The following is a 24560-nucleotide window of genomic DNA, read 5'->3' as shown; positions in this document are numbered from 1 at the left end:
AATGGATCGCTTTGACGACATCCCGGAGACGGCGCTGGCCTGGCATCGGGCGGGCAAGAGGGCGGCGTTGGCGACGGTGGTCGAGACCTGGGGCAGCGCGCCGCGCCGGGTGGGCAGCCAATTGGCGATTTCCGGCGCCGGTGAGATCGCCGGATCGGTGTCGGGCGGTTGTGTCGAGGGGGCCGTTGTGGCCGAGGCGCTTGACGCAATAGAGGCGGGCAAGCCGGTGCTGTTGACCTATGGCGTGTCGGATGGCGATGCCTTTGCCGTGGGGCTGGCCTGTGGCGGCACCATTCGGGTTCTGGTCGAACCCGTCGGATCGGTGATGCCCGAGGCGCTGCTGGCCGATCTGGTCCTGGCACGGGAGGCGCGGCTGCCAGTGGCCTATGTCACCGGGCCGGGTGGGCGGCGGCTGGAGCGCGAGGGCCACGTGGCGCGATTTCGCATGGATCGCTCGGGCTTTGAGGACGATGGCGAGACCTTCGTGGCCATTCACAATCCGCCCTTGCGCCTCATTATCGTGGGGGCGGTGCATATTGCGCAGGCCCTCGTCCCGATGGCGCGGATTGCGGGCTATGATCCGCTGATCATCGATCCGCGCGACAGCTTTGCCTCAGAGGCGCGGTTTCCGGGCGAGACTGTGGTGCATGACTGGCCCGACGAGGGCGTGCGTGCCTTTGGTCTGGATGCGCGCACCGCGTTGGTGCTGCTGACGCACGATCCCAAGCTGGATGATCCGGCGCTGATCGAGGCGCTGCGGTCGGAGGTGTTTTACATCGGCGCGCTGGGATCGACCCGCACCCATGCCAAGCGGGTGGCGCGGTTGCAGGAGGCGGGCTTTGCCGAGGCTGACATCGCCCGGATTCATGGCCCCGTCGGGCTGAACATTGGTGCGGCGAACCCGTCCGAAATCGCGGTCAGCATTCTGGCCGAGATGACCCGCGTGCTGAGGCACGGCGCATGAGATTTGGCCCCGTGCCCTTGGAGGAGGCGGAAGGCGGCATTCTTGCGCATTCCGAGCAGGTGGCGTCGGGACGATTGCGCAAGGGGGCCAGGCTGGATGCCGCGCAGATCACGGCGCTGCGCGCGGCGGGGTATCGCACGGTCACGGTGGCCATGCTGGACCCAGAGGATATGCACGAGAATGAGGCCGCGGCGGGGCTGGCCGCAGCCTTGGCCGAGGGGGCAAGCGATGTGGTCTGCGGCGCGCCCTTTACAGGCCGGGTGAACCTGATGGCCGAGCGGCCCGGCGTGGTCTGCCTTGATGTGGCGGCGATTCATGCGGCCAATGCCGTCGATCCGATGATCACCGTGGCCACCGTGGTGCCGCATCATCAGGTTCATGCCGGCGGCATGATCGCCACGGTCAAGATCATCGCCTATGGTGTTCCGCGCGCGGCGCTGGAGCGGGCGGCAGAGGCCGCGCGCGGCGCGGTGCGGCTGGCGGTGGCGCAGTATCGCACGGCAAGCCTGATCATCACCGATCAACCCGGCGGGCCGGGCGACAAGGGGGGCGATGCGATTGCGGCGCGTGTCACCGGGCTGGGCATGGAAATGGTGGAAACGGTGCTCTGTGCGCATGAGGAGGCGGCGCTGGCGGCGGCAATCACCGGGGCCAAGGGCGACATCGTGCTGATTCTCACCGCGTCGGCCACGTCGGACCCCTTTGACACCGCACCGCAAGCGCTGCGCGCAGCCGGCGGAATGGTGGAGCGGTTCGGTATGCCTGTGGACCCCGGCAACCTGCTCTTTCTCGGCCGTCAGGGCGCACGGCCTGTCATCGGCCTGCCCGGCTCGGCGCGCAGCCCGGTACTGCATGGGGCCGATTGGGTGCTGGCACGGGTGGCCTGTGGTCTGCCTTGTGGTGCAGCCGAGATCGCGGCAATGGGCGTGGGCGGGTTGCTCAAGGAAATTCCGACCCGGCCTCAACCGCGCCGGGGTGGCCGCGGCTGAGGCGCAAGAAACCGGGTTCTCAAGTCGTGGGAGGCATGCTTTAGTCGCACTGGACAGCGGGGCCTTTCCTACTAAGGTCTCATGAGGAGACGGACAATTCAAACCGGGAGGAGCCAATGCCTGAGGTCAAGATGACCGTGAATGGCAAGCCAGCGTCGGGCCAGATCGAGGGCCGCACGCTTCTTGTCGAATTTCTGAGAGAGACCCTTGGCCTGACGGGCACGCATGTGGGCTGCGATACCAGCCAATGTGGGGCCTGCGTGGTGCATGTCGATGGCAAGGCCGTGAAATCCTGCACCATGTTCGCCGCCGAGGCGGAAGGTGCCGAGATCAAGACGATCGAAGGCATGGCCGAGCCGGATGGCACGCTGCATCCGATTCAGCAGGCGTTCCAGGATCATCACGGGCTGCAATGCGGGTTCTGCACGCCGGGCATGGTGATGTCTGCGGCGGCGCTTCTGGCCGAGAACCCGACGCCGACAGAGGCGGAGGTGCGGGATTATCTAGAGGGCAATCTCTGCCGCTGCACGGGCTATCACAACATCGTCAAGGCGATCTTGGCCGCCAGCGGTCAGGATGTGAGCCGGATCGCGGCGGAATAACAGGAACATCGGGGGCGCTGCCCCCGCGCCTGCGGCGCACCCCCGGAGTATATGGGGAACAGTGAACGCGCTGCGGGTGATCATGGGGGCAAACCCCGTTCGATCAGGGAGGAGAACGACATGCCGAAAGACGGAGGCATTGGCGCCAGCACCAAGCGGCGCGAGGATATCCGGTTTCTGACCGGAAACGGCAATTACACCGATGATATCAATCTGCGTGGGCAGGCCTATGTGCATTTCCTGCGTTCGGATGTGGCGCACGGGCGGCTGAACAAGGTGGATACCAGCACAGCCGAGGCCATGCCGGGGGTCTTGCGGATTTTTACCGGCAAGGATTTCGAAGGTGTGGGCGGCCTGCCCTGCGGCTGGCAGGTCACGGACCGGTTTGGCGAGGTGATGCAGGAGCCGGGACATCCGGTGCTGGCACAAGGCAAGGTGCGTCATGTGGGGGATCCGATTGCCGCCGTGGTGGCCGAGACCTACGCGCAGGCGCGCGATGCGGCCGAGGCAATCGAGCTCGATATCGAGGAACTGCCAGCGGTCGTGGACATGAAGAAAGCCCTCGAAGAGGGTGCGCCCCTGGTGCATGACGACCTCAAGAGCAACCTTTGCTACGACTGGGGGTTCGTCGAAGAGAACAAGGCAGCGGTGAACGAGGCCTTTGAAAAGGCGGCGCATGTCACCACGCTTGAGTTGATCAACAACCGGCTGGTGGCCAATCCGATGGAGCCGCGCGTGGCGGTGGGCGATTTCAACCGCTCGACCGGCGACTCGACGCTCTATACCACGAGCCAGAATCCGCATGTGATCCGTCTCTTGATGGGCGCGTTCGTCTTGGGCATCCCCGAGCATAAATTGCGTGTCGTGGCCCCCGATGTGGGTGGCGGCTTTGGCTCGAAAATCTTTCACTACGCGGAAGAGGCGTTTTGCACCTTTGCCGCCAAGGCGCTCAACCGCCCTGTGAAATGGACCTGTTCGCGCTCCGAGGCCTTCATGACCGACGCGCATGGGCGGGACCATGTGACCAAGATCGAACTGGCGCTGGATGCGGAGAACAATTTTACCGCCATCCGCACCGATACCTACGCCAATATGGGGGCGTATCTGAGCACCTTTGCGCCGTCGGTGCCGACCTGGCTGCATGGCACGCTGATGGCGGGGAATTACCGCACGCCGTTGATCTATGTAAACGTCAAGGCGGTGTTCACGAATACCGTGCCGGTCGATGCCTATCGCGGGGCAGGCCGCCCCGAGGCCACGTTCCAGCTGGAGCGGGTGATCGACAAGGCGGCGCGGGAACTGGGCGTTGATCCCATTGCGTTGCGCCGTCAGAATTTCATCACCCAGTTCCCCTATGCCACGCCCGTGGCGGTGGAATATGACACTGGCAACTATCACGCCACCATGGACAAGCTCGAAGAGATCGCGGATTTCGCGGGCTTCGAGGCGCGGCGCGCGGAAAGTGCGGCCAAGGGAAAGCTGCGCGGTCTGGGCATCAATTGCTACATCGAGGCTTGCGGCATCGCGCCCTCGAACCTTGTGGGGCAATTGGGCGCGCGCGCGGGTCTCTATGAGAGCGCCACGGTGCGGGTCAATGCCACGGGTGGTCTGGTGGTCATGACCGGCTCGCATTCCCACGGGCAGGGGCATGAGACGTCGTTTGCGCAGGTGGTGGCCGATATGATCGGCATCGACGCCGCCCAAGTCGAGATCGTGCATGGCGACACCGCCAACACACCGATGGGCATGGGCACCTATGGCAGCCGTTCGATTGCCGTGGGCGGGTCGGCCATGGTGCGGGCAACCGAAAAGATCATCAACAAGGCCAAGAAGATCGCAGCGCATCTGATGGAGGCCTCGGAAGCCGACATCGAGCTGAAAGATGGCAAGTTCAGCGTGGCAGGTACGGACAAATCCGTGGCCTGGGGCGATGTGACCCTCGCCGCCTATGTGCCGCACAACTATCCGCTGGCTGATATCGAGCCGGGGTTGGAAGAGACGGCGTTTTACGATCCGTCGAATTTCACCTATCCGTCTGGCGCCTACGCCTGTGAGGTCGAGGTGGATCCGGACACGGGCAAGGTGACGATCGAGCGTTTCGCCGCCGCCGATGATTTCGGCAATATCATCAATCCGATGATCGTGTCGGGGCAGGTGCATGGCGGTATCGGGCAGGGCATTGGCCAGGCGCTGCTCGAATCCTGCGTCTATGATGAGAACGGGCAGCTTCAGACCGGCTCTTACATGGATTATGCCATGCCCCGCGCTGACGATGTGCCGTTCTATCAGGTCGATCATTCCTGTCAGACGCCCTGCACGCACAACCCCTTGGGGGTGAAGGGCTGTGGCGAGGCCGGGGCCATCGGCAGCCCGCCCGCGGTGGTCAATGCGGTGGTCGACGCGCTGCAACGGTCAGGCCGGAACATCACCCATATCGACATGCCGCTGTCGCCGTCGCGCGTCTGGCAAGCGATGCAAGGCTAAGGAGAGCGATCATGTATGCATTCGATATCGAACGTCCGGCTACCATCGCCGATGCGATTGCGGCTCTGGGCACGGAAGAAGCACAGGCGCTGGGAGGGGGGCAAACCCTGATCCCGACGCTGAAACAGCGTCTGGCCGCACCTGCCAAGCTGGTGTGCCTGTCGGCCATCAAGGAGATGCAGGGGATTTGCACCGCCGATGATGGTGCGCTCTGCATCGGTGGCGGCACCACCCATGCCGCTGTGGCCGCAGGGGCCGGGGCCTATCCGGCGCTGGCGGCGCTGGCGGGACACATCGGCGACCCGGCGGTGCGCAATCGCGGCACCATCGGCGGCAGCCTTGCCAATAACGATCCCTCGGCGTGCTATCCGGCCGCGGTTCTGGGGTCGGGGGCGACGGTGATCACGTCCAACCGCAGCATCGCGGCGGATGATTATTTTCAGGGCATGTTCACCACGGCCCTTGAGGATGGCGAGATCATCACCGAAGTGCGCTTTCCCGTGCCGGAAAAAGCCAGCTATCAGAAGTTCGAGCAGCCCGCCTCGCGCTTTGCCCTCGTGGGTGTGTTCGTTGCCAAATACGCGGACGGCGTGCGTGTGGCGGTGACAGGGGCCTCGGAAGAGGGCGTTTTCCGCTGGGCCGAGGCCGAGGCGGCGCTGTCGGGCAATTTTGCGCCCGAGGCGCTGGATGGGCTGAGCCTGTCGGGGGACGGCATGATCTCGGACCTGCATGGATCGGGAGCCTACCGCGCGCATCTTGTGGGCGTGATGACGCGCCGGGCAGTTGCGGCAGCAAGCTGAGCGCTGTTAGAGTAAGTTGAGGTTTGAAATGGCGGGTCTCTGGACCCGCCATTTTCATAAGGAACAGGGGAAGAGATGCAAGAGATCGACAATCCGTGGCGCGGCACCGGCTTGCCCGAGGCGGTGCTGACCGGGGCACCGTGGCCCAGTGTGGATGCGGACGCGGTGCTCGCGCTCTTGGGACGCTGCCCGGCCGCGGCGGAAACGCCGCTGGTGCCTGTGGCGGGCCATTCGCCAAAAGTCTGGGCCAAGGATGAGCGCGGACGCATGGGGCTGGGCAGTTTCAAGGCGTTGGGCGCGGCCTATGTGATCGCCCATGAGGCGGCTGAGACCGGGGCTGCGGATATGTCCTGCGCGCTGGCGGGACGCACCTATGTGACGGCGAGCGCGGGCAATCACGGCATGTCGGTGGCGGCCGGGGCGCGGCTCTTTGGGGCGCGGGCGGTGATCTATCTGGCCGAGACGGTGCCAGAGGGTTTTGCCGCGCGACTGCGCGCCAAGGGGGCAGAGGTGGTGCGCGAGGGCGCGGATTACGAGGCCAGTATGGTCGCGGCGGGGCGCGCGGCGCTGGATCAGGGCTGGACGCTGTTATCCGATAGCTCGTGGCCGGGGTATTTCGATCTGCCACATCGGTTGATGGAGGGCTATCTCGCGATGGCCGAGGAGGCCTCGCGCCAGATGCCGGAGGTGCCCACCCATATCCTGTTGCAGGCGGGTGTTGGGGGGCTTGCCGGGGCCTGTGCGGCATGGTTCCGACGGGTCTGGGGGGACACGCCCCGGATCATCGTGGTGGAACCCGACCGCGCGCCCGCCCTTTTCGAGAGCATCCGTGCGGGGCGACCTGTTGAGACAGCCGGGCCGGTGTCGAACATGGGGCGGCTTGATTGCAAGGTGCCATCGCTCATTGCACTCAAGGGCTTGGCGCGGGATGCGGATGCATTCGTGACGATCACGGACGACGAGGCCGAGGCGGTGTTGGAGGGATTGGCCGCACTTGGGCTGGCAACGACGCCGTCGGGTGCGGCGGGGGTGGCGGCGCTGGCGGGGCTGACGCTTGGGGCCGATGCGCGGGTGCTGTGCATCCTGAGTGAGGGGCCCGAAGCATGAGGCGCGGGTTTGCGCCGGATGAGTTTCAGGCGCGGCTGCGCAAGGCACAATCCGGCATGGCCGAGGTGGGGCTTGGGGCGCTCTTGCTGACGACAGAGCCGGAGATCCGTTATTTCACCGGCTTTCTGACCCGGTTCTGGGAAAGCCCGAGCCGCCCGTGGTTTCTGATCCTGCCTGCGATGGGCGATCCGGTGGCGGTGATCCCTTCGATTGGCGCGCCTCTGATGGGGCGAACCTGGATCAGCGATATTCGCACATGGGCGGCCCCCGACCCCGAGGATGATGGCGTGTCGCTCTTGGCCGACACGCTGCGCGAAATTGGCGGGCCGGTGGGCGTGCCCTCGGGCCCCGAGAGCCACCTGCGCATGCCTTTGGCGGAATTCGAGCGGGTGAAGCGGGCGAGTGCGTTTGTGTTTCGCGATGATGCCGGGATCATGGCGGGGCTGCGTGCCGTCAAATCCGAGGCGGAGATCGGCAAGATCGCACATATCTGCGGGATTGCCGGGCGCGCCTTTGACCGTGTGGGCGAGATTGCGCAGCCCGGTGTGCCGCTCAGCGCGGTCTTTCGCGATTTTCAGCGACTCTTGCTGGAGGAAGGGGCGGATTGGGTGCCCTATATCGCGGGGGGGGCCGGGCCAATGGGCTACGCCGATGTGATCTCGCCTGCGGGAGAGGCGCCATTGGCAGCGGGCGATGTTCTGATGCTCGATACCGGCGCGGTCTGGGATGGGTATTTTTGCGATTATGACCGGAATTTCGCGATTGGTCATGCCACGGCAGCGCAACGCGCCGCCCACACGCGGCTGATCGAGGCGACGGAGGCCGGGGAAGAGGCCGCGCGCGCGGGGGCCACAGCCTCTGATGTCTGGCGGGCAATGGCGCGGATTACGGGCAGCGATGAAACCTCGGGTCGTCTGGGGCATGGGCTTGGTATGCAGCTGACGGAAGGTCTGTCGTTGACACACAAGGATCACAGCCTGCTCAAGCCCGGCATGGTGATCACGCTTGAGCCGGGGGTGGAGCTCGCGCCGGGAATGATCATGGTGCATGAGGAGAACATCGTGATCCGCGAGGGTAGGGCACAACGCCTGTCCCGTTTTGCGGCATCGACCCTGTCGGTGATCTGAGCGGTCTGCCTGAAATTGCGGCGGAACGAAAAAAAAGGCCGAGCACTAAGCTCGGCCGAAGTCCAACAGGGAGGTATGATGGTGACCGCCTTGCGGCTATCACCGTCACGATTGGCAAATAAGGGCGCAGTTCTGACCAATCAAGATTAAAATTGCCGCAGGTGCATCATGTCCGCTATGCGGTCTACGCATGGCTGAAACCGGATGTGCATGAAACCTTAGCTAACTGCCTGTTCCTTAACCGTTTTGCGGTAAGAGATGATTTCATCCTGAACGAAATCGCGAAAGGCGGCGATCCGCTTGGAGTGGCGCAATTCCTCGGGGTAGGCCAGAAATACGGGTACTTCGACCGATTGCACCTCGGGCAGGACGCGGACAAGCTGTGGAAAGTCGCGGATCAGGTAATCGGGCAGAACGCCAATCCCGAGATCGTTCAACACGCCCTGAAGCACGCCGAAGTAGTTGTTGACGGTCAAGAGCGACGAGATGTCATTTGTCATCAGCTCGTTCACCAGCATTGCACCGGCACCCACCTGCGCCGAGCGCGGGTTCTGACAGATCAGGCGATGGCCGCTCATATCTTCGAGCGTAAAAGGTTCTCCATGCGCATCCAGATAGGATTGCGTGGCATAGAGGCACATATGCACACTCATCAGCCGCTTGCGGATGAGGTCGGCCTGCGAGGGTTCCTTCATGCGGATGGCCACATCGGCCTCGCGCATCGGCAGGTCGAGCACACGCTCTTCCAGCATCAGGTCGATCTTGAGGTCCGGGTATTTCTCGTAGAGTTTCGGCAGGCGCGGGGCGAGCCAGAGCGTGCCGAAACCGGTGGTGGTGGTCACCCGCAGATCGCCGAACACCTCTTCTTCGCTATCGCGAATGCGGGCGGTCGCGGCGTCGAGACGCTTCATCATCGCGCGCGTGGCATCGAACAGCAATTCCCCCTGTTCGGTGAGAATCAGCCCCCGTGCGTGGCGGTGGAAAAGCGTGGCATTGAGCGATTCCTCAAGGGCGCGCACCTGCCGACTGACCGCGGATTGCGACAGGTGCAATTGCTCTCCGGCATGGGTGAGACTGCCCGCATCCGCGACGGCGTGAAAGATTCTGAGCTTGTCCCAATCCATAACTTTCGCTTTCTGAGGAAACCCGCATCGATAACGTAATAGCAGATAATCATCCATCGCTTATAGGACAGCTGCGACATTTTCACAAAATTCTCCTTGGTAGGTCATAAATTATGACCTAATATTGCCCTATATTGAGGCAAGGCCCTCAACCAAGGGAGGCACGCTATGACCACGCAAAAGGTAACGCTGAACGACCGTTTCGATCTCGAGAAATCCCCTGTCCTGCTCAATGGCACGCAGGCATTGGTGCGGCTGATGCTGATGCAGGCGGCGCGGGACCGGGCGGCAGGGTTGAACACAGCCGGGTATGTAACGGGCTATCGCGGCTCACCCCTCGGAGCGGTGGATCAGCAGATGCGGCGCGCGGAAAAGGTGCTGCGTGCGGCGCAGGTGCGCTTTGAAGAGGGGTTGAACGAGGATCTGGCGGCGACCGCCCTTTGGGGATCGCAGCAGGCAGAATTGCGCGGCGAAGGTAAATATGACGGTGTTTTCGGTCTCTGGTACGGCAAGGGGCCGGGGGTTGACCGCTCGGGCGATGTGATGCGCCATGCCAATATGGCGGGCACGTCCAAACATGGTGGCGTGCTGATGGCGATGGGCGACGACCACACCGGCGAATCCTCGACCGTGTTGCATCAGAGCGAGTGGGCGCTCGTGGACGCCTATATGCCGGTGGTCAGCCCGGCGGGCGTGCAGGAAATTCTCGATTACGGCATCTATGGCTATGCGCTCAGCCGGTTTTCCGGCCTTTGGGTCGGGCTCAAGACGATGAAGGACACGGTCGAGGCGACCTCGGTCGTGGATGGCCGCCCGGACCGCGTGCAGCTAGTGACACCCGATTTCCCGATGCCAGATGGCGGGTTGAACATTCGCCTGGTTGATACGCCGCATGCACAAGAGGCGCGGATGATCGACTACAAGCGCTTCGCCGCCGAGGCATTTTCCCGCGCCAATGGCATGGACAAGCGGATCCTGGGCAAGCCGGGGGCCAAGATCGGCTTTGTCGCGGCGGGCAAGAACTGGCTTGATCTGGTGCATGCGCTCGACCTTCTGGGGGTCGATGCCGCAGAGGCGGAGCGGTTGGGCATCACCACCTACAAGGTGGGGCAGGTCTTTCCGCTCGACATGCAGGGGTTTCACGACTGGGCCGAAGGGCTCGAGCTGATCGTGGTGGTCGAGGAAAAGCGCAAGCTCATCGAGGTGCAGATCAAAGAGGCGATTTTCGACGACCGGCGCGGGCGGCGCGTCTATGGCTGGTACAAGGGCGGCGCTGGCGGCATGCACCGAGAGGAGCTGTTCCCGACGCGCGGCGCGCTCGATCCGATCTGGATCGCGGAAAAGCTGGGGGCCATCCTCATCGAAGAGGGGCGCGGCACCGACCGGATCAAGGCGGGGCTCGACGCGCTGAGCGAGGCGCGGCGCAACGACAACGCCACCGAGATTGCCAGCCGTCTGCCCTATTTCTGCTCTGGGTGCCCGCACAACACCTCAACCCGCCTGCCTGAGGGCGCGCGGGCCTATGCCGGGATCGGTTGTCACTACATGGTGCAGTGGATGGACCGCGAAACGACCGGCTTTACCCATATGGGCGGCGAAGGGGCGAACTGGATCGGCGAAGCGCCGTTTTCGACGCGCAAGCATGTGTTCCAGAACCTTGGCGACGGCACCTATAACCATTCAGGCGTGCAGGCCATTCGCGCGGCCTTGGCCTCGGGCACGACGATCACCTACAAGATTCTCTACAACGATGCCGTGGCCATGACCGGCGGGCAGGCCAATGAAGGCGGGCTGAACGCACCGCGCATTGCCGCTGAACTGCGCGCCATGGGGGTGAAGCATCTGGCGGTCGTCTATGACGAGAAAGAGGATGTGGACCTTAAGTCCTTTCCGCAAGGTGTTGAATTCTCGGAACGATCCGAATTGATGGCGGTGCAGGAGCGGCTGGCCGAGGTCGAAGGGGTGAGTGTGATCCTCTATATCCAGACCTGCGCGGCAGAAAAGCGCCGCCGCCGCAAGCGGGGTAAATTCCCCGATCCGGATCGCCGCGTGTTCATCAATACGGACGTCTGCGAGGGCTGCGGCGATTGCGGGGTGCAGTCCAATTGCGTCTCGATCGTGCCCGTGGAAACCGAACTGGGCCGCAAACGGGCGATTGATCAATCCAGCTGCAACAAGGATTTCTCTTGTCTGAAAGGGTTTTGCCCGTCCTTTGTCACGCTGGAAGGCGCGAAGGTCCGCAAGGACAGCACTGCCGATTTGACCCTGCCGGAGATGCCCGCGCCTGCGCTTCCGGCGATAGACGGCACCTACAATGTGGTCATCACCGGCGTGGGCGGCACCGGGGTTGTCACCATCGGCGCGGTGATGGCGCAGGCGGCGCAGATTGATGGCAAGGGGGCTGGCATGATGGAGATGGCCGGTCTCGCACAAAAGGGCGGCGCGGTGCATATCCATTGCCGTCTGGCCGAGAATCCCGACGATATCAGCGCCATTCGCGTGGCAACGGGCGAATGTGACGCGCTGATCGGCGGCGATCTGGTGGTCAGCGCCGGGGCCAAGACGCTGGGCCTCACACGTCAGGGGCGCACCGGGGCGGTGGTCAACAGCCACGAGATCATCACTGGCGATTTCACCCGCAACACCGAATTCACCCTGCCCGCAGACCGGCTGCGTCTGGCGCTCGAGGCGCGGTTGCGCGACGGGGTGCAGATGTTCGATGCCTCTGATCTGGCCAAGACCGTGATGGGCGATTCGATCTATTCCAACATGATGATCTTTGGCGCGGCGTGGCAGCGCGGGTTGATCCCGCTCAGCCATGCGGCGATTGCAGAGGCCATTCGCCTGAACGGAGCGGCGGTGGACGCCAATCTGCGGGCGTTCGAGGTGGGCCGTTGGGCGGCGCTCTATCCGGCGGAGGCCGAGAAACTGTTGACGCCCAAGGTGATCGCCAAGCCGAAAACGCTGGCCGAGCGCATCGCCTATCGCGAGGCGCATCTGACCGACTATCAGGGCAAGCGGCTGGCGCGCCGCTACCGGCGTCTGCTGGACGGGATCACCGACGAGGGTGTCAAGGACGCGGTGGCGCAGGGCTATCACAAGCTCTTGGCCTACAAGGACGAATACGAGGTCGCCCGTCTGCATCTGGAAACGGCAGAGAAGGCACGGGCCGAGTTTGACGGCGATTTCACGCTGAAATTCCATCTCGCGCCGCCGATGCTGTCAAAAACGGGCAGCGACGGGCGCCCCAAGAAACGGGAATTCGGTGCCGGCATCCTGCGGAGCTTCGGTCTCCTGGCGCGGCTGAAGGTGCTGCGCGGCACGCCGCTCGATCCCTTTGGCCGCACCGCCGAGCGGAAAATGGAGCGTGCGCTGATCAGCCAATTCGAAAGGGATATGGCCGAGGTCTTGCCAAAGCTGACAGAGCGCACCCGTGACGCAATCATCGCGCTTGCGCTCTTGCCGCTGTCGATCCGGGGTTTTGGCCCGGTCAAAGAGGCCAACGCCGCCAAGGCGGCGACCCGGCGCACCGAGCTTTTGGCCGTGATCCGGTCGGGTGGGGCGGAAATGGCACAGGCGGCGGAATAGGCGTCACAAAACTGTCACGTGATCTGGTCACATCTGTCGCATAATTTTAACGAGACGCGACTCAGCCGAGGATCGCCCATGCGCACAGATCGCCAGATTGCCCGTGACATTTCCTATTCCTACTCTGCCCAGACCAAGGGCGGGCGCGCGATGATCCGCACGATGGAGAACCTCACCGGGCGGATCTCGTTGATCAAGCGGGCGGCGGGCTATGAAACCGAGGTATCGCAGGGCCGCGATTTCTGGGAAGTGATCGTCGAGCGCTATGGCCTTACGCTGGATGTGGTGGGCGGAAGCCTTGATAATATTCCGCGCGAGGGCCCTTTGGTTCTGATTGCCAATCACCCGTATGGCATACTCGACGGGTTGATGATGGGCCATATCCTGAGCCAGACGCGCGGCGATTTCCGTATCCTGGCGCATCAGATTTTCCGCAAGGCCGAGGATCTGAACAAGGTCATCCTGCCGATCAGTTTTGATGAAACCAAGGAAGCCGTCGCTCTCAATCTCGCCACGCGCAAGACCGCGCTTGATTATCTGGGGCAGGGGGGCGCGATCGGCATTTTTCCGGGCGGTACGGTCAGCACGGCGGCCAAGCCCTTTTCGCGCCCGATGGACCCGGGTTGGCGCGGCTTTACCGCCAAGATGATCGCCAAATCGCAGGCGTCCGTGGTGCCGGTTTATTTCGATGGGCATACGAGCCGCCTGTTTCAGCTGGCCAGCCATCTGCATGTGACGCTGCGCATGGGCCTCTTGATCAAGGAATTCCGCAAGCGCGTGGATACGCCCGTGCGCGTCGTGGTGGGCGACCCCATCCCGCGCAACACCCTGGCACAATATGCGGGTGATACGAAATCCCTCATGGCGTTCCTGCGCGCCAAGACCTATGAATTGTCCCCAAGCCCGATTGTCGCCTCTGAAATCGGGTTTGAATTCGAGTAACGGCACTGGACCTGGGACATGGCGGTAGGGATATTCGACAGCGGGCTGGGCGGCCTGACGGTGTGGGATGCGGTGAGCAAACGCTTGCCAGAGGTTCCCTTTGTCTATCTCGGCGATAACGCCCACGCGCCCTACGGCGTGCGCGATGCCGATGACATTTATGACCTGACCACCAAGTCGGTGGATCGCCTCTTTGCGGCGGGCTGTGATCTCGTGATCCTCGCCTGCAACACAGCGTCGGCGGCGGCGCTGCGGCGGATGCAGGAATCCTGGGTGCCGCGGGACAAGCGTGTATTGGGCGTATTCGTGCCGTTGATCGAGGCTCTGACTGAGCGGCAATGGGGCGACAACTCTCCGCCCCGCGAGGTGGCGGTCAAGAATGTGGCGCTCTTTGCCACGCCGGCGACCGTGCGCAGCCGCGCATTTCAGCGCGAGCTGGCCTTTCGTGCGATTGGCGTTGATGTCGAGGCGCAGGCCTGTGGCGGCGTGGTCGATGCCATCGAGGATGGCGACATGATCCTGGCCGAGGCGCTGGTGCGCAGCCATGTCGACGCGCTCAAGCGCAAGATGCCGCATCCCGAGGCGGCGGTGTTGGGCTGCACGCATTATCCGCTGGTGCAAGAGGTGTTTCAGGACGCGCTCGGCCCCGATGTGGCGGTCTACTCGCAGCCCAATCTGGTGGCCTCGAGCCTCGCGGATTACCTCGGACGCCATCCGAACAAGATCGGGCCGGGCACCGAGGCTGCGTTCCTGACCACCGGTGATCCCAAGCGGGTTTCCTCGCGGGCCACGCAGTTCTTGCGACGAGAAATAACGTTTGTGGCGGCCTGACGCGCAGGCCAAGGGCATCGCCCCGCATTGCGGCGAGGCAGGAATTGAAATATCCTTAACCCATCTGAAAGTGAGGTCACGATGACCCATAAAATCGCCATTCTGGGCGCTTCCGGCTATACAGGGGCCGAACTCGTCCGGCTGATCGCCACCCATCCGGCCATGCAGATCACCGCGCTTGCGGCCAATTCCAAGGCGGGACAGAGCATGGGGCAGGTGTTTCCGCATTTGCGGCATCTCGATTTGCCCGATCTTGTCACCATCGAAGAGATTGATTTCTCAGGCATTGACCTGTGTTTCTGCGCGCTGCCGCACAAGACCAGCCAAGAGGTGATCGCCGCGTTGCCGCGGGATCTCAGGATCGTGGACCTGTCTGCGGATTTCCGGCTGCGCGACCCGGAGGCCTATCGGAAATGGTATGGCAACGCCCATGCTGCGCCCGAGGTGCAGAAAGAGGCGGTCTATGGCCTTACTGAGTTTTACCGCGAGGAAATTCGGACGGCGCGGCTGGTGGCGGGCACGGGCTGCAATGCGGCAACCGGGCAATACATCCTGCGCCCGCTGATTGCGGGCGGGGTGATTGATCTTGATGAGATCATCCTCGATCTCAAATGCGGCGTGTCCGGGGCGGGGCGCAGTCTCAAGGAGAACCTACTCCATGCGGAGCTGAGCGAGGGCTATCATGCCTATTCGGTCGGCGGCACGCATCGGCACTTGGGCGAATTCGATCAGGAGTTTTCCGCGCTTGCCGGCCGGCCGGTTGAAATCCAGTTCACCCCGCACCTCATCCCCGCCAATCGCGGGATTCTCGCCACCGGCTATGTCCGGGGCGAGGCGGCGGAAATCCATGCGACGCTGGCGGCGGCCTATGCCAACGAGCCCTTCATCGTGGTTCTGCCGATGGGCGAGACCCCAAGCACGCGCCATATTCGCGGGAGCAATTTCTGCCACATCGGCGTGGTGGCGGACCGGCGCGCGGGGCGCGCAATCGTTGTGGCTGCTCTGGATAACCTGACAAAAGGTAGCAGTGGGCAAGCGTTGCAAAACGCCAACCTGATGTTATCTGAGCCTGAGACAACGGGGCTTATGCTGGCCCCCGTCTTTCCGTAATAGGGGCTACGCCGATGAAATCGCTCAAGAAAAAGCGCCGCGTTCAGATCATTGCAATCGCCGCCGTGGCGCTTGTGATGGCCACTGCGCTGATCGGCTATGGCATGCGCGACGGGATCAACTTCTTTCGCTCGCCGACGCAGGTTCTGGCCGAGCCGCCCAGCCCGTCGGAGGTGTTCCGTATCGGCGGATTGGTGGAAGAAGGCAGCCTCAAGCGCGGCGAGAGCGAAACCATCCGGTTCAATGTGACCGACGGCAACGGTGTGGTGGCCGTGACCTACAAAGGCGTGCTGCCCGATCTCTTTGAAGAAAATCAGGGGATGGTCGGCACGGGCAGCTATCGCGACGGGGTATTTGTCGCCACCGAAATCCTCGCCAAACATGACGAGACCTATATGCCCAAGGAAGTGGTGGACGCGCTCAAGGAGCAGGGTGTCTACAAGGAGCCGAACGGCAGCTAGGGTGGCGGTCGCGGGATTTGAGTATTTTCGCCAAGAAGAAGCCCGTGACGGATCAGGACAGGGCAAGAACGCTCTGAGAAAACCGCGTTAACGATTGGCCGCGATCCTGTCCCTTGTGTGTCACAAGGGAAGGCAGGACAGGCCATGCAGTCTATCGAGCGGATAGCGCAAGAGATCGTCGCCCGTGAGGGCGGCTATGTGGACGATCCCGACGACCCGGGCGGGGCCACGAATTTCGGAGTGACGATCCATACGATGCGGCGTTTGGGCATGGACTTGACGCGCGACGGGGTGGTCGATGCGCTGGACGTGCGGGCGCTCACGCGGGATCAGGCGGTGGCGCTGTTCATCAGCCACTATTATCAGCGTCCCGGCATTGCGCGCCTGCCTCAGAGCCTGCAAGCCAGCGTGTTCGACATGTATGTCAATGCCGGGGCCAATGCGGTCAAGATCCTGCAACGGCTGCTGCGCGAGATGGGGCAGGAGGTGGAGGTGGATGGCCTCATCGGGCCTCAGACCGTGGCGGCGGCAGAGGCCGCAGCGAGGGCCGCGCCGGAGCATATCGGGGATGCCTACGGGATCGCGCGGCGCAATTATTACCTGCGCCTGGCTGATGCCCGCCCTGCCAGCCGCAAATTCGCGCGCAGCCGCGCGGGGGCCAAAGGCGGGTGGATCAGGCGCGCGGAAGAGTTCATCTCGCCGCGCTTTCATCTGAGTGAGGCGGAGTTCAACGCGAGGGTCAGCGAATGGTGATGGATATATTGCGAGCGCTTTTCGGCAGCGGTGCCAATGTGGTGCGCGAAACCGCCGAGGTTTTCCGCGTCAATGCCGAGGCCGCCGACCAGCGCAGCGTCGAGACGCAGCGTGCGGCGCTGGAACAGATGGCGGGCGAGTTTCGTCTGGAGAATCGGGGGCTGTTCGACCGGTTCATCGACGGGTTGAACCGCATTCCGCGCCCCGCGATGGCACTTGGCACGATCGGTCTTTTCGTGGCGGCGATGGTTGATCCCCTATGGTTCGGCGAACGCATGGCGGGACTGGCGCTTGTGCCCGAGCCGCTCTGGTGGCTGCTGGGGGCGATCGTGAGTTTCTATTTCGGTGCGCGCTATCAGGCCAAGGGGCAGGAGTTTCAACGCGCGGTCGTGAGCACCATCGCCCGCGCGCCGCAGGTGGCGCAGAGCATCCAGAGCTTGCGCAGCCTGCGTCCCAGCAGCCCCGGAGTGGCCGACAGCAGCAATGATGCGCAGGTCGCGCTGAGCGCGCTGACCCCGACGGACAATGCCGCGTTGGCGGAATGGCGGCGGCGCGGTTGAGCCCCGCGACAATGTGATCCAAGGCGCGTGACGATTGCGATTGGCCGGGACGTGGTCGTGTCCTATATTCGCGGCATGATTACAGAACTCGGTCACTTCGCCCTCATCCTCGCCTTTCTGGTGGCCTGCGTTCAGGCCACCATTCCCCTGATAGGGGCCTATAAACGCTGGCCGGGATGGATGGCGCTTGCTGAACCAGCGGCCACGATCCAGTTCCTGCTGACGGCTGTGGCCTTTGCCGCGCTGACATGGGCCTTTGTCACCTCGGATTTCTCGTTGCGTCTGGTGGTGCTCAACAGCCACACGGACAAGCCGATGCTCTACAAGGTCACGGGCGTCTGGGGCAATCACGAGGGCTCGATGCTCTTGTGGGTGCTGATCGTCACGCTCTTTGGCGCGGCGGTGGCGTGGTTCGGCTCCAATCTGCCGCCCTCGCTGCGCGCGCGCGTGCTGAGTGTGCAGGCAATGGTGGGGGTGGCGTTCTTTGCCTTCATTCTGCTTACCTCCAACCCGTTCTTGCGCATGGCGGTGCCGCCCTTCAACGGGCAGGATCTGAACCCGCTCTTGCAGGACCCCGGTTTGGCGTTTCATCCGCCGTTCCTCTATCTTGGCTATGTCGGTCTTTCGATGACCTTCTCCTTTGCGGTGGCCGCGCTGATCGAAGGGCGCGTGGATGCCGCCTGGGGGCGGTGGGTGCGGCCCTATACGCTGGCGGCGTGGATCTTCCTGACTATCGGTATCGGTCTTGGCTCTTGGTGGGCCTATTACGAATTGGGTTGGGGCGGCTTCTGGTTCTGGGACCCGGTTGAGAACGCAAGCTTCATGCCCTGGCTGATTGCTGCTGCTCTTCTGCATTCCGCGATTGTCGTGGAAAAGCGCGAGAGCCTGAAAAGCTGGACCATCCTCTTGGCGATTATCGCCTTCGGCTTTTCCATGGTGGGCGCGTTCATCACCCGTTCCGGTGTGTTGACGAGCGTGCATGCCTTCGCCACGGACCCCGAACGCGGTGTGTTCCTGCTCGGAATTCTGGCGGTGTTCATGGCGGGCGCGCTTACGCTCTTTGCCGCACGTGCCGGCGTGATGCAGGCCAAGGGCGTGTTCAGCCTTGTCAGCCGTGAATCCGTGCTGGTGCTCAACAACCTGCTTCTGGCCGTGGCCTGTTTCGTGGTCTTCATCGGCACCATCTGGCCGCTCGTCGCCGAAATGCTGTTTGACCGCAAGCTGTCGGTCGGGGAGCCGTTTTTCAACGCGGCCTTCACGCCCTTCATGGTCGCGCTTGGTCTCATCCTTCCGGTGGGGGCGATGCTGCCATGGAAGCGCGCCACGTTGGGCCGGATCATCCGGCAACTGGCCCCGGCATTCGCACTCGCCGTTGCGATCGGGGCGCTGGCCTGGGCCATGCAGACCGGCCGCTCGGCGCTTGGTCCTGTGGGGCTCTTTCTGGCGGCATGGCTGATTGGTGGGGCGGCTGTCGATCTTTGGTCGCGCACGGGGCGTGGGGCTGGCCGGATTGCCCGTCTGAGCCGGTTGCCGCGCGCCGATTGGGGCAAAGCGGTGGCGCATGGCGGTCTGGGTGTCACCATGGCCGGGATTGCCGCGATGATGGCCTGGCAACAGGAAGACATCCGCGTCCTGCAGGTTGGCGAGCAGTTCGACATTGCGGGCTACACCCTGCAACTCGACGAGGTGCATGACGAGCAAGGCCCGAATTACCTTGCCACCATGGCGACCTTTACCCTGACCCAGAACGGGCGTGAGATCGCCAAGATGCAGCCGGAAAAGCGCGAATATCCCGTGGCGCAGATGCCTACGACCGAGGCGGCGCTCGACAACGGGTTCCTGCGCGACATTTATGTCGTGATCGGTGACCCGCAGATCGGCGGAGGCTGGGCGGTGCGCAGCTATTACAAACCGCTGGCCAATTGGATCTGGGGTGGCTCTATCCTGATGGCGCTTGGCGGATTGCTGTCTCTTAGCGACCGGCGCTACCGGGTGGCCGCCGGGGCGCGCAAGATGCCGCAAGGGGTGCCTGCGGAATGAAACGTCTCATCCTTGCGCTCTGCGTGATCGCTGCGCCGGTGTTTGCGGTCCAGCCTGATGAAATCCTGGATGATCCCGTGCTCGAGGCGCGGGCGCGGGATATTTCCTCGGGCTTGCGATGCCTCGTGTGCCGGAATGAGAGCATTGACGACTCCAACGCGGAATTGGCCCGCGACCTGCGGCTTTTGGTGCGTGAGCGGCTTGTGGCAGGTGACACCAACGAAGAGGCGGTCGAATTCATCGTGGCGCGCTATGGTGAATATGTCCTGCTCAAGCCGCGTTCGGGCGGGGCCAATTTGCTGTTGTGGTGGGCGGGGCCGCTCATGCTGGGGGCTGGCCTGTTGATTGGCGCAGTTTACCTGCGCGGTCGGGCACGCACGCCCGAGACCGAGGTTGCCCGGCTGAGCGAAGCCGAGGAAAACCGTCTGCGCGAAATCCTCAAGGACTGACGCGCGGTTTCGCTTGGCGCGGCGGGAGGTCTGGGGTTTGATGCCGGAAACCAGACCGAAAGGCCCGAATCCGTGAAAGACTATCAAACCATCACATTGGAGATCAGCGAGGGCGTTGCACTCCTGAGCCTTAACCGCGCGGACAAGATGAACGCGCTCAACACCCAGATGCGCGCCGAGATCACCGATGCGATGGGTCATGCGGGGCGCGTGGCGCGGGTCGTGGTTCTGACGGGCAGGGGCAAGGCGTTCTGCTCCGGTCAGGATCTGAGCGACGGGGGCAATGCGACGACGCTTGATCTCGAACGGGTGCTGCGCGAGGAATATGTGCCGATGCTGCGTGCCATCACCGATTGTCCGGTGCCCACCATCAGCGCCGTCAACGGGCCCGCGGCGGGGGCAGGGGCCAACCTGGCGCTATCGGCGGATGTGGTGATCGCGGCGGAGAGCGCCTATTTCCTCCAGGCCTTTGCCCGCATTGGCCTTATTCCCGATGCGGGCGGCACCTATGCGCTGCCGCGTCAGATGGGCATGGCCAAGGCGATGGGGGCGGCACTTTTTGCTGAACCGATTTCCGCCCGGCAGGCGAGTGATTGGGGCATGATCTGGGAGGCGGTGGCCGATGACGCGTTCGATGCCCATTGGCGCGCGCGGGCGGCAAAGCTGGCCACGGGGCCCACGCAAACCTATGGGGCGATCAAACAGGCGATCCGTGGCACATGGGACAACACGCTTGAGGCGCAACTGGACCTGGAGGCCAAATTGCAGGGGGCCTGCGGACAAAGCCGCGATTTCAAGGAGGGCGTGGTGGCCTTTCTGGAAAAACGCCCCCCGAGTTTCGAGGGGCGCTGACCCTGTTATGCGGCGGCGGCTGGTGCGCGCGCGATCAGCGCGACATCGGCGGCGGTCAGCGTTGTGCCTGCGCCCAGCACTCGGGCCACGGCGATCCCATCCGCGAGCACGGTGACATCCCCGGTGGCGCTGGTCGCGAGGGTGATAACCGGCGGTGGCGCATCGGCCGTGGCGGCCGTGTAGACATAGGCGATCTGATCGTCGGCCCGGTTGAAATCGGTGATCGTGGCAACATCGGCACCGCGTCCCCATTCTCCCAGCCAGAACTGATCTTCGCCGACGCCGCCCGTTGCGGTATCGTCCCCGCCGAGGATGAGCACGTCGTTGTCGCTGCCGCCCGACAGGATGTCGTCGCCGCTTGTCTCTTCGGCAGGGCTGCGCGCAAAGTCGTCGAGCAGGGCGCTTGGGGCTGTCGGATCGAGCGCAAGGGCTGCGATATCTGCCGCGCTGCCAGATCCAAGGTCGATATCGATACCTAGGAGCAGGTCATTGCCTGAACTTCCCATCAGCGTATCATTCTGGGCACCACCGATCAGCACGTCATTGCCGCCGTCTCCGCGCAATCCGTCAACCCCTGCGCCCCCGTCAATGACGTCACTGCCACCCCCGCCAAAGACCTGGTCGGGGCCGCTGCGCGCAGCAACAACGTCGTTCCCGCCGAGCGCGTTGATCTCGTCCCCAATCGAACGGCCGCTGATCAGGTCATTCTCTTCGCTGCCAGTGATGACGTTGAGCGTGGTCGGGCGTTCCACCAGCACAATCTCGGCGACTGTTAGGGTGCTGCCCGCACGCGCGACCTCGGCCACGGCCACGCCATCTGCAAGAATGATCGCGTCTCCGGCCGCGTTGGTGGATAGGGTGATCACAGGTGGCGTTTGCCCAACAGCTAGGGGGCTGTGGTAATAGACGATCTGATCCGCAGCAGGCTCATAATCCGTGATCGTGGCCGTGTTCACACCGCCGATCCAATCCCCAAGCCAGAAGCTGTCATCCCCAAATCCGCCGCTCGCGCTATCGCCGCCGCCAATCACCAGCACATCGTTGCCGCTGCCGCCCAAGAGGGTGTCATCGCCGCTGAGCTCGTCAGCCGGGGTTCTTGCCAGACCTTCAAGGATCGCTGCAGGTGATGCAGGATCGAGGTTGAGCGCTGCGATGTCTGTGGCGCTGCCGGACCCAAGCGGAATGTCGAGCCCGAGGACAAGGTCATCACCGGCATTGCCCTGGAGGGAATCGCCGCCAGCACCGCCGATGACCACGTCATTGCCAACACCGCCCCAGAGGATGTCTGCGGCATCGCCACCGAAGACGGTATCGTTTCCATCCCCGGCGAATACAACGTCTCGCCCTCCTGCGGCGGCGATCACATCATTGCCTTGCTGGCCAGATATTTCATCGCCAACGGCCCGCCCGTCGATGAGATCGTCCGCGCTTGTGCCGGTTATGATGTTAAGCCCGGTATCAGCCGTGTCATCGCCCGCTCTCTCTATGAGCGTCACTGCTGACGCGGTCAAAGTCGAGCCTGCACCCACGACAAGCGCAACCACCTCGCCGTCGATACTCAGCAAGGCGTTGCCGTCCTCATCCGGTGTCACACTGACTTGGGGCGCGGTTCCTGTGCCCACATAGCTGTATTCCAGAAAATCGGCGGCAGGGTCATAGTCGGTGATTGTGGCCACGCTTCCAGCTTCGATCCAGTCGCCGATGATGAAGCTGTCTTCTGCTGCGCCGCCGGTGCCAACATCGCCGCCACCGAGAAAGAGCGCATCCTCGCCGTCGCCGCCAAGCAGGGTATCGGACCCGTGTCCATCCTCGCCGTCGTCAGGAAGCGAGGCATCACTGATCAGACCGCTTTGCAGCAAATCGCCCAATTCGCCGGTGGTCTGGCCGTTCAGGCCGCGGTCGATCCCGACAAGCACATCATCGCCAACGCCGCCTTCAAGAACGTCGTCCCCGTTGCCGCCTATCAGGACATCATCGCCGCCGTCACCCTGGAGCGTATCGTCACCATTGCCGCCAAGAATGAGATCAATTCCGGAGCCACCTTGAACAAGGTCATCCCCCCCTTGCGCCGACACGATATCGTCACCACCACGTGCCAAGATATCGTCCGCGCTTGACGTTCCATCAACGGAGTCATCACCGGCTGTCCCGGCAATGCTATCATCATCGTTGTCGTCATCCAATGTGTCGATCACGAATGCCGTCAGACCCACACTGGCCAAAAGGCCGAGTAAAAGCAAACCACCCATAAATCACAGTCCCCCCAGACCAATCAAAAAAACTCGCATCCGCGCATGCACTTTCACACCCAATTACGTTTCAAATATGTTGAAAATCAATCATAAACGCGATCCCAATCGGGTTGCCGCCAGCGCTGGAAACAATGCCGGGTCGCGCATGTTGATTGTTGTGAAAGGCGTTCCAAAGAAAAACCCCGGCCTTTCAAGCCGGGGTCGGGTTCCATGTGCTTGCGAGCTTAGCGCTTCTCGATGTCCACGTAATCGCGCAGCGTCGCCCCTTTGTAGAGCTGGCGTGGACGGCCGATCTTGAGCTGCGGATCGGCGATCATTTCCTTCCACTGGGAAATCCAGCCGATGGTGCGGCTGACCGCGAAAATCGGCGTGAACATCGAGGTCGGAAAGCCCATCGCCTCGAGGATGATACCCGAGTAGAAATCGACATTCGGGAACAGCTTCTTCTCCGCGAAATAGGGATCGGCCAGCGCCTGGCGCTCCAGCTCCTTGGCGACCTGAAGCGTCGGGTTGTTCTCGACGCCCAGCAGTTCCAGAACCTCATCGGCGGATTGCTTCATCACCTTGGCGCGCGGATCGAAATTCTTGTAGACCCGGTGGCCAAAGCCCATCAGACGGAAGGGATCGTCCTTGTCCTTGGCGCGCGCGATGAATTCAGGGATACGATCCGGCGTGCCGATTTCCTGCAACATCTCGAGGCAGGCCTGATTGGCGCCACCATGGGCCGGACCCCAGAGACAGGCGATGCCCGCCGCGACGCAGGCAAACGGATTGGCACCAGATGACGAGGCCAGACGCACGGTCGAGGTCGAGGCATTCTGCTCGTGATCGGCATGAAGCGTGAAAATACGGTCCATCGCCCGGCTGAGGATCGGGTTGACGACGTAATTCTCGGCGGGCACGGCAAAGCACATGCGCAGGAAGTTCGACGCATAGTCGAGGTCATTGCGCGGATATTCGAACGGCTGGCCGATGGTGTATTTGAACGCCATCGCCGCAATGGTCGGCATCTTGGCGATAAGGCGGATCGAGGCGACTTCGCGCTGCCAGGGATCGGCAATGTCGGTGCTGTCGTGATAGAACGCGCTGAGCGCGCCCACGACGCCCACCATGATCGCCATCGGATGCGCATCCCGGCGGAAGCCACGGAAGAGGAAATGCATCTGTTCGTGGATCATGGTGTGATTGGTCACACGGCTCTCGAAATCTTCGAGCTGCGCGGGGCTGGGCAACTCGCCGTAGAGCAGCAGGTAGCACACTTCGAGATAGTGCGATTTCTCGGCCAACTGGTCGATCGGATAGCCGCGATGCAGCAACTCACCCTTGTCACCGTCGATAAAGGTGATGGTGCTGTCACAGCTTGCCGTTGACGTATAGCCGGGATCGTAGGTGAAAACACCCGCGTCGGCATAGAGCTTGCGGATGTCGATCACATCCGGGCCCGCCGTGGGCGAGTGCATCGGCAATTCATAGGTCTTGCCGTCGATTTCCAGCTTTGCCACTCTTTTGACTTCCGACATCAGGG

The 24560-nt window shown here is 63.0% G+C and carries 20 protein-coding genes; 17 read left to right on the top strand and 3 right to left on the bottom strand.

Annotation, left to right across the window (positions count from 1 at the left end; all coding sequences use genetic code 11):
* Position 1: 1 nt before the first annotated feature.
* The 7 genes from MVC20_RS03220 to MVC20_RS03190 all read left to right on the top strand — a co-directional run bounded on the left by MVC20_RS03220 (position 2) and on the right by MVC20_RS03190 (position 8073).
* The gene (locus MVC20_RS03220; protein ID WP_297538392.1) at positions 2 to 964 is read left to right on the top strand and encodes an XdhC family protein; all 963 of its coding nucleotides are present in this window, start codon (positions 2 to 4) and stop codon (positions 962 to 964) included.
* Positions 961 to 1953: a molybdopterin-binding protein gene (locus MVC20_RS03215; RefSeq protein ID WP_297538390.1), complete on the top strand. Its 993-nt coding sequence runs from the start codon at positions 961 to 963 to the stop codon at positions 1951 to 1953. Before MVC20_RS03220 ends, MVC20_RS03215 begins: the two co-directional genes overlap by 4 nt.
* A gap of 116 nt (positions 1954 to 2069) precedes the next feature.
* Complete coding sequence (locus MVC20_RS03210) at positions 2070 to 2555, top strand: (2Fe-2S)-binding protein (RefSeq protein ID WP_037271115.1); 486 nt, start codon at positions 2070 to 2072, stop codon at positions 2553 to 2555.
* Between the two features lie 120 nt (positions 2556 to 2675).
* Positions 2676 to 5039 carry a xanthine dehydrogenase family protein molybdopterin-binding subunit gene (locus MVC20_RS03205; protein ID WP_297538386.1) on the top strand — a complete coding sequence of 788 codons (2364 nt, stop codon included), beginning with the start codon at positions 2676 to 2678 and terminating at the stop codon, positions 5037 to 5039.
* 11 nt (positions 5040 to 5050) lie between these two features.
* Positions 5051 to 5839, top strand: coding sequence for a xanthine dehydrogenase family protein subunit M (locus MVC20_RS03200; RefSeq protein ID WP_297538384.1), 789 nt, complete (start codon positions 5051 to 5053; stop codon positions 5837 to 5839).
* Between the two features lie 75 nt (positions 5840 to 5914).
* Entirely contained in the window at positions 5915 to 6946 is a 1032-nt protein-coding gene (locus MVC20_RS03195) for a pyridoxal-phosphate dependent enzyme (protein ID WP_297538382.1), read from the top strand.
* Positions 6943 to 8073 carry a Xaa-Pro peptidase family protein gene (locus MVC20_RS03190; RefSeq protein ID WP_297538380.1) on the top strand — a complete coding sequence of 377 codons (1131 nt, stop codon included), beginning with the start codon at positions 6943 to 6945 and terminating at the stop codon, positions 8071 to 8073. Before MVC20_RS03195 ends, MVC20_RS03190 begins: the two co-directional genes overlap by 4 nt.
* A gap of 218 nt (positions 8074 to 8291) precedes the next feature.
* Here the strand turns inward: MVC20_RS03190 and MVC20_RS03185 are convergent, their stop codons facing one another.
* On the bottom strand, positions 8292 to 9197 hold the full coding sequence (locus MVC20_RS03185; RefSeq protein WP_297538378.1) for a LysR family transcriptional regulator: 906 nt from the start codon (positions 9195 to 9197) through the stop codon (positions 8292 to 8294).
* A 168-nt stretch (positions 9198 to 9365) separates the two neighbouring features.
* Between MVC20_RS03185 and MVC20_RS03180 the strand changes: the two genes are divergently transcribed.
* The 10 genes from MVC20_RS03180 (at position 9366) to MVC20_RS03135 (ending at position 20783) form a co-directional block, all read left to right on the top strand.
* Positions 9366 to 12785, top strand: a complete 3420-nt coding sequence (locus MVC20_RS03180) for an indolepyruvate ferredoxin oxidoreductase family protein (RefSeq protein ID WP_297538376.1) — start codon at positions 9366 to 9368, stop codon at positions 12783 to 12785.
* A gap of 78 nt (positions 12786 to 12863) precedes the next feature.
* Positions 12864 to 13727, top strand: a complete 864-nt coding sequence (locus MVC20_RS03175; RefSeq protein WP_297538374.1) for a lysophospholipid acyltransferase family protein — start codon at positions 12864 to 12866, stop codon at positions 13725 to 13727.
* Between the two features lie 18 nt (positions 13728 to 13745).
* Complete coding sequence (locus MVC20_RS03170) at positions 13746 to 14558, top strand: aspartate/glutamate racemase family protein (RefSeq protein WP_297538372.1); 813 nt, start codon at positions 13746 to 13748, stop codon at positions 14556 to 14558.
* A gap of 81 nt (positions 14559 to 14639) precedes the next feature.
* Positions 14640 to 15668 carry an N-acetyl-gamma-glutamyl-phosphate reductase gene (argC, locus tag MVC20_RS03165; protein ID WP_297538370.1) on the top strand — a complete coding sequence of 343 codons (1029 nt, stop codon included), beginning with the start codon at positions 14640 to 14642 and terminating at the stop codon, positions 15666 to 15668.
* 14 nt (positions 15669 to 15682) lie between these two features.
* The gene (ccmE, locus tag MVC20_RS03160) at positions 15683 to 16129 is read left to right on the top strand and encodes a cytochrome c maturation protein CcmE (RefSeq protein WP_297538368.1); all 447 of its coding nucleotides are present in this window, start codon (positions 15683 to 15685) and stop codon (positions 16127 to 16129) included.
* A 144-nt stretch (positions 16130 to 16273) separates the two neighbouring features.
* Positions 16274 to 16882, top strand: coding sequence for a holin-associated N-acetylmuramidase (locus tag MVC20_RS03155; RefSeq protein WP_297538366.1), 609 nt, complete (start codon positions 16274 to 16276; stop codon positions 16880 to 16882).
* Positions 16876 to 17442, top strand: coding sequence for a holin family protein (locus MVC20_RS03150; RefSeq protein ID WP_297538364.1), 567 nt, complete (start codon positions 16876 to 16878; stop codon positions 17440 to 17442). The genes MVC20_RS03155 and MVC20_RS03150 overlap by 7 nt, the downstream gene beginning before the upstream one ends.
* 75 nt (positions 17443 to 17517) lie before the next feature.
* On the top strand, positions 17518 to 19482 hold the full coding sequence (locus tag MVC20_RS03145; RefSeq protein WP_297538362.1) for a heme lyase CcmF/NrfE family subunit: 1965 nt from the start codon (positions 17518 to 17520) through the stop codon (positions 19480 to 19482).
* Positions 19479 to 19931: a cytochrome c-type biogenesis protein gene (locus tag MVC20_RS03140; protein WP_297538360.1), complete on the top strand. Its 453-nt coding sequence runs from the start codon at positions 19479 to 19481 to the stop codon at positions 19929 to 19931. Before MVC20_RS03145 ends, MVC20_RS03140 begins: the two co-directional genes overlap by 4 nt.
* 72 nt (positions 19932 to 20003) lie before the next feature.
* Positions 20004 to 20783 (top strand): enoyl-CoA hydratase-related protein, encoded by a 780-nt coding sequence (locus MVC20_RS03135; RefSeq protein WP_297538358.1) that lies wholly within the window; start codon positions 20004 to 20006, stop codon positions 20781 to 20783.
* Positions 20784 to 20788: 5 nt separating this feature from the next.
* Here MVC20_RS03135 and MVC20_RS03130 read toward each other — a convergent pair whose 3' ends face one another.
* Complete coding sequence (locus MVC20_RS03130) at positions 20789 to 23032, bottom strand: calcium-binding protein (RefSeq protein WP_297538356.1); 2244 nt, start codon at positions 23030 to 23032, stop codon at positions 20789 to 20791.
* Between the two features lie 227 nt (positions 23033 to 23259).
* Positions 23260 to 24555, bottom strand: coding sequence for a citrate synthase (gene gltA, locus MVC20_RS03125; protein ID WP_297538354.1), 1296 nt, complete (start codon positions 24553 to 24555; stop codon positions 23260 to 23262).
* Positions 24556 to 24560 lie beyond the last annotated feature (5 nt).

It is taken from the genome of Roseovarius sp. (assembly GCF_027019125.1).
In the GTDB taxonomy this organism is placed as follows: domain Bacteria; phylum Pseudomonadota; class Alphaproteobacteria; order Rhodobacterales; family Rhodobacteraceae; genus Roseovarius.
The sequence above is the reverse complement of the archived record's forward strand: the minus strand, read 5'-3'. Positions and strand labels throughout refer to the sequence as shown.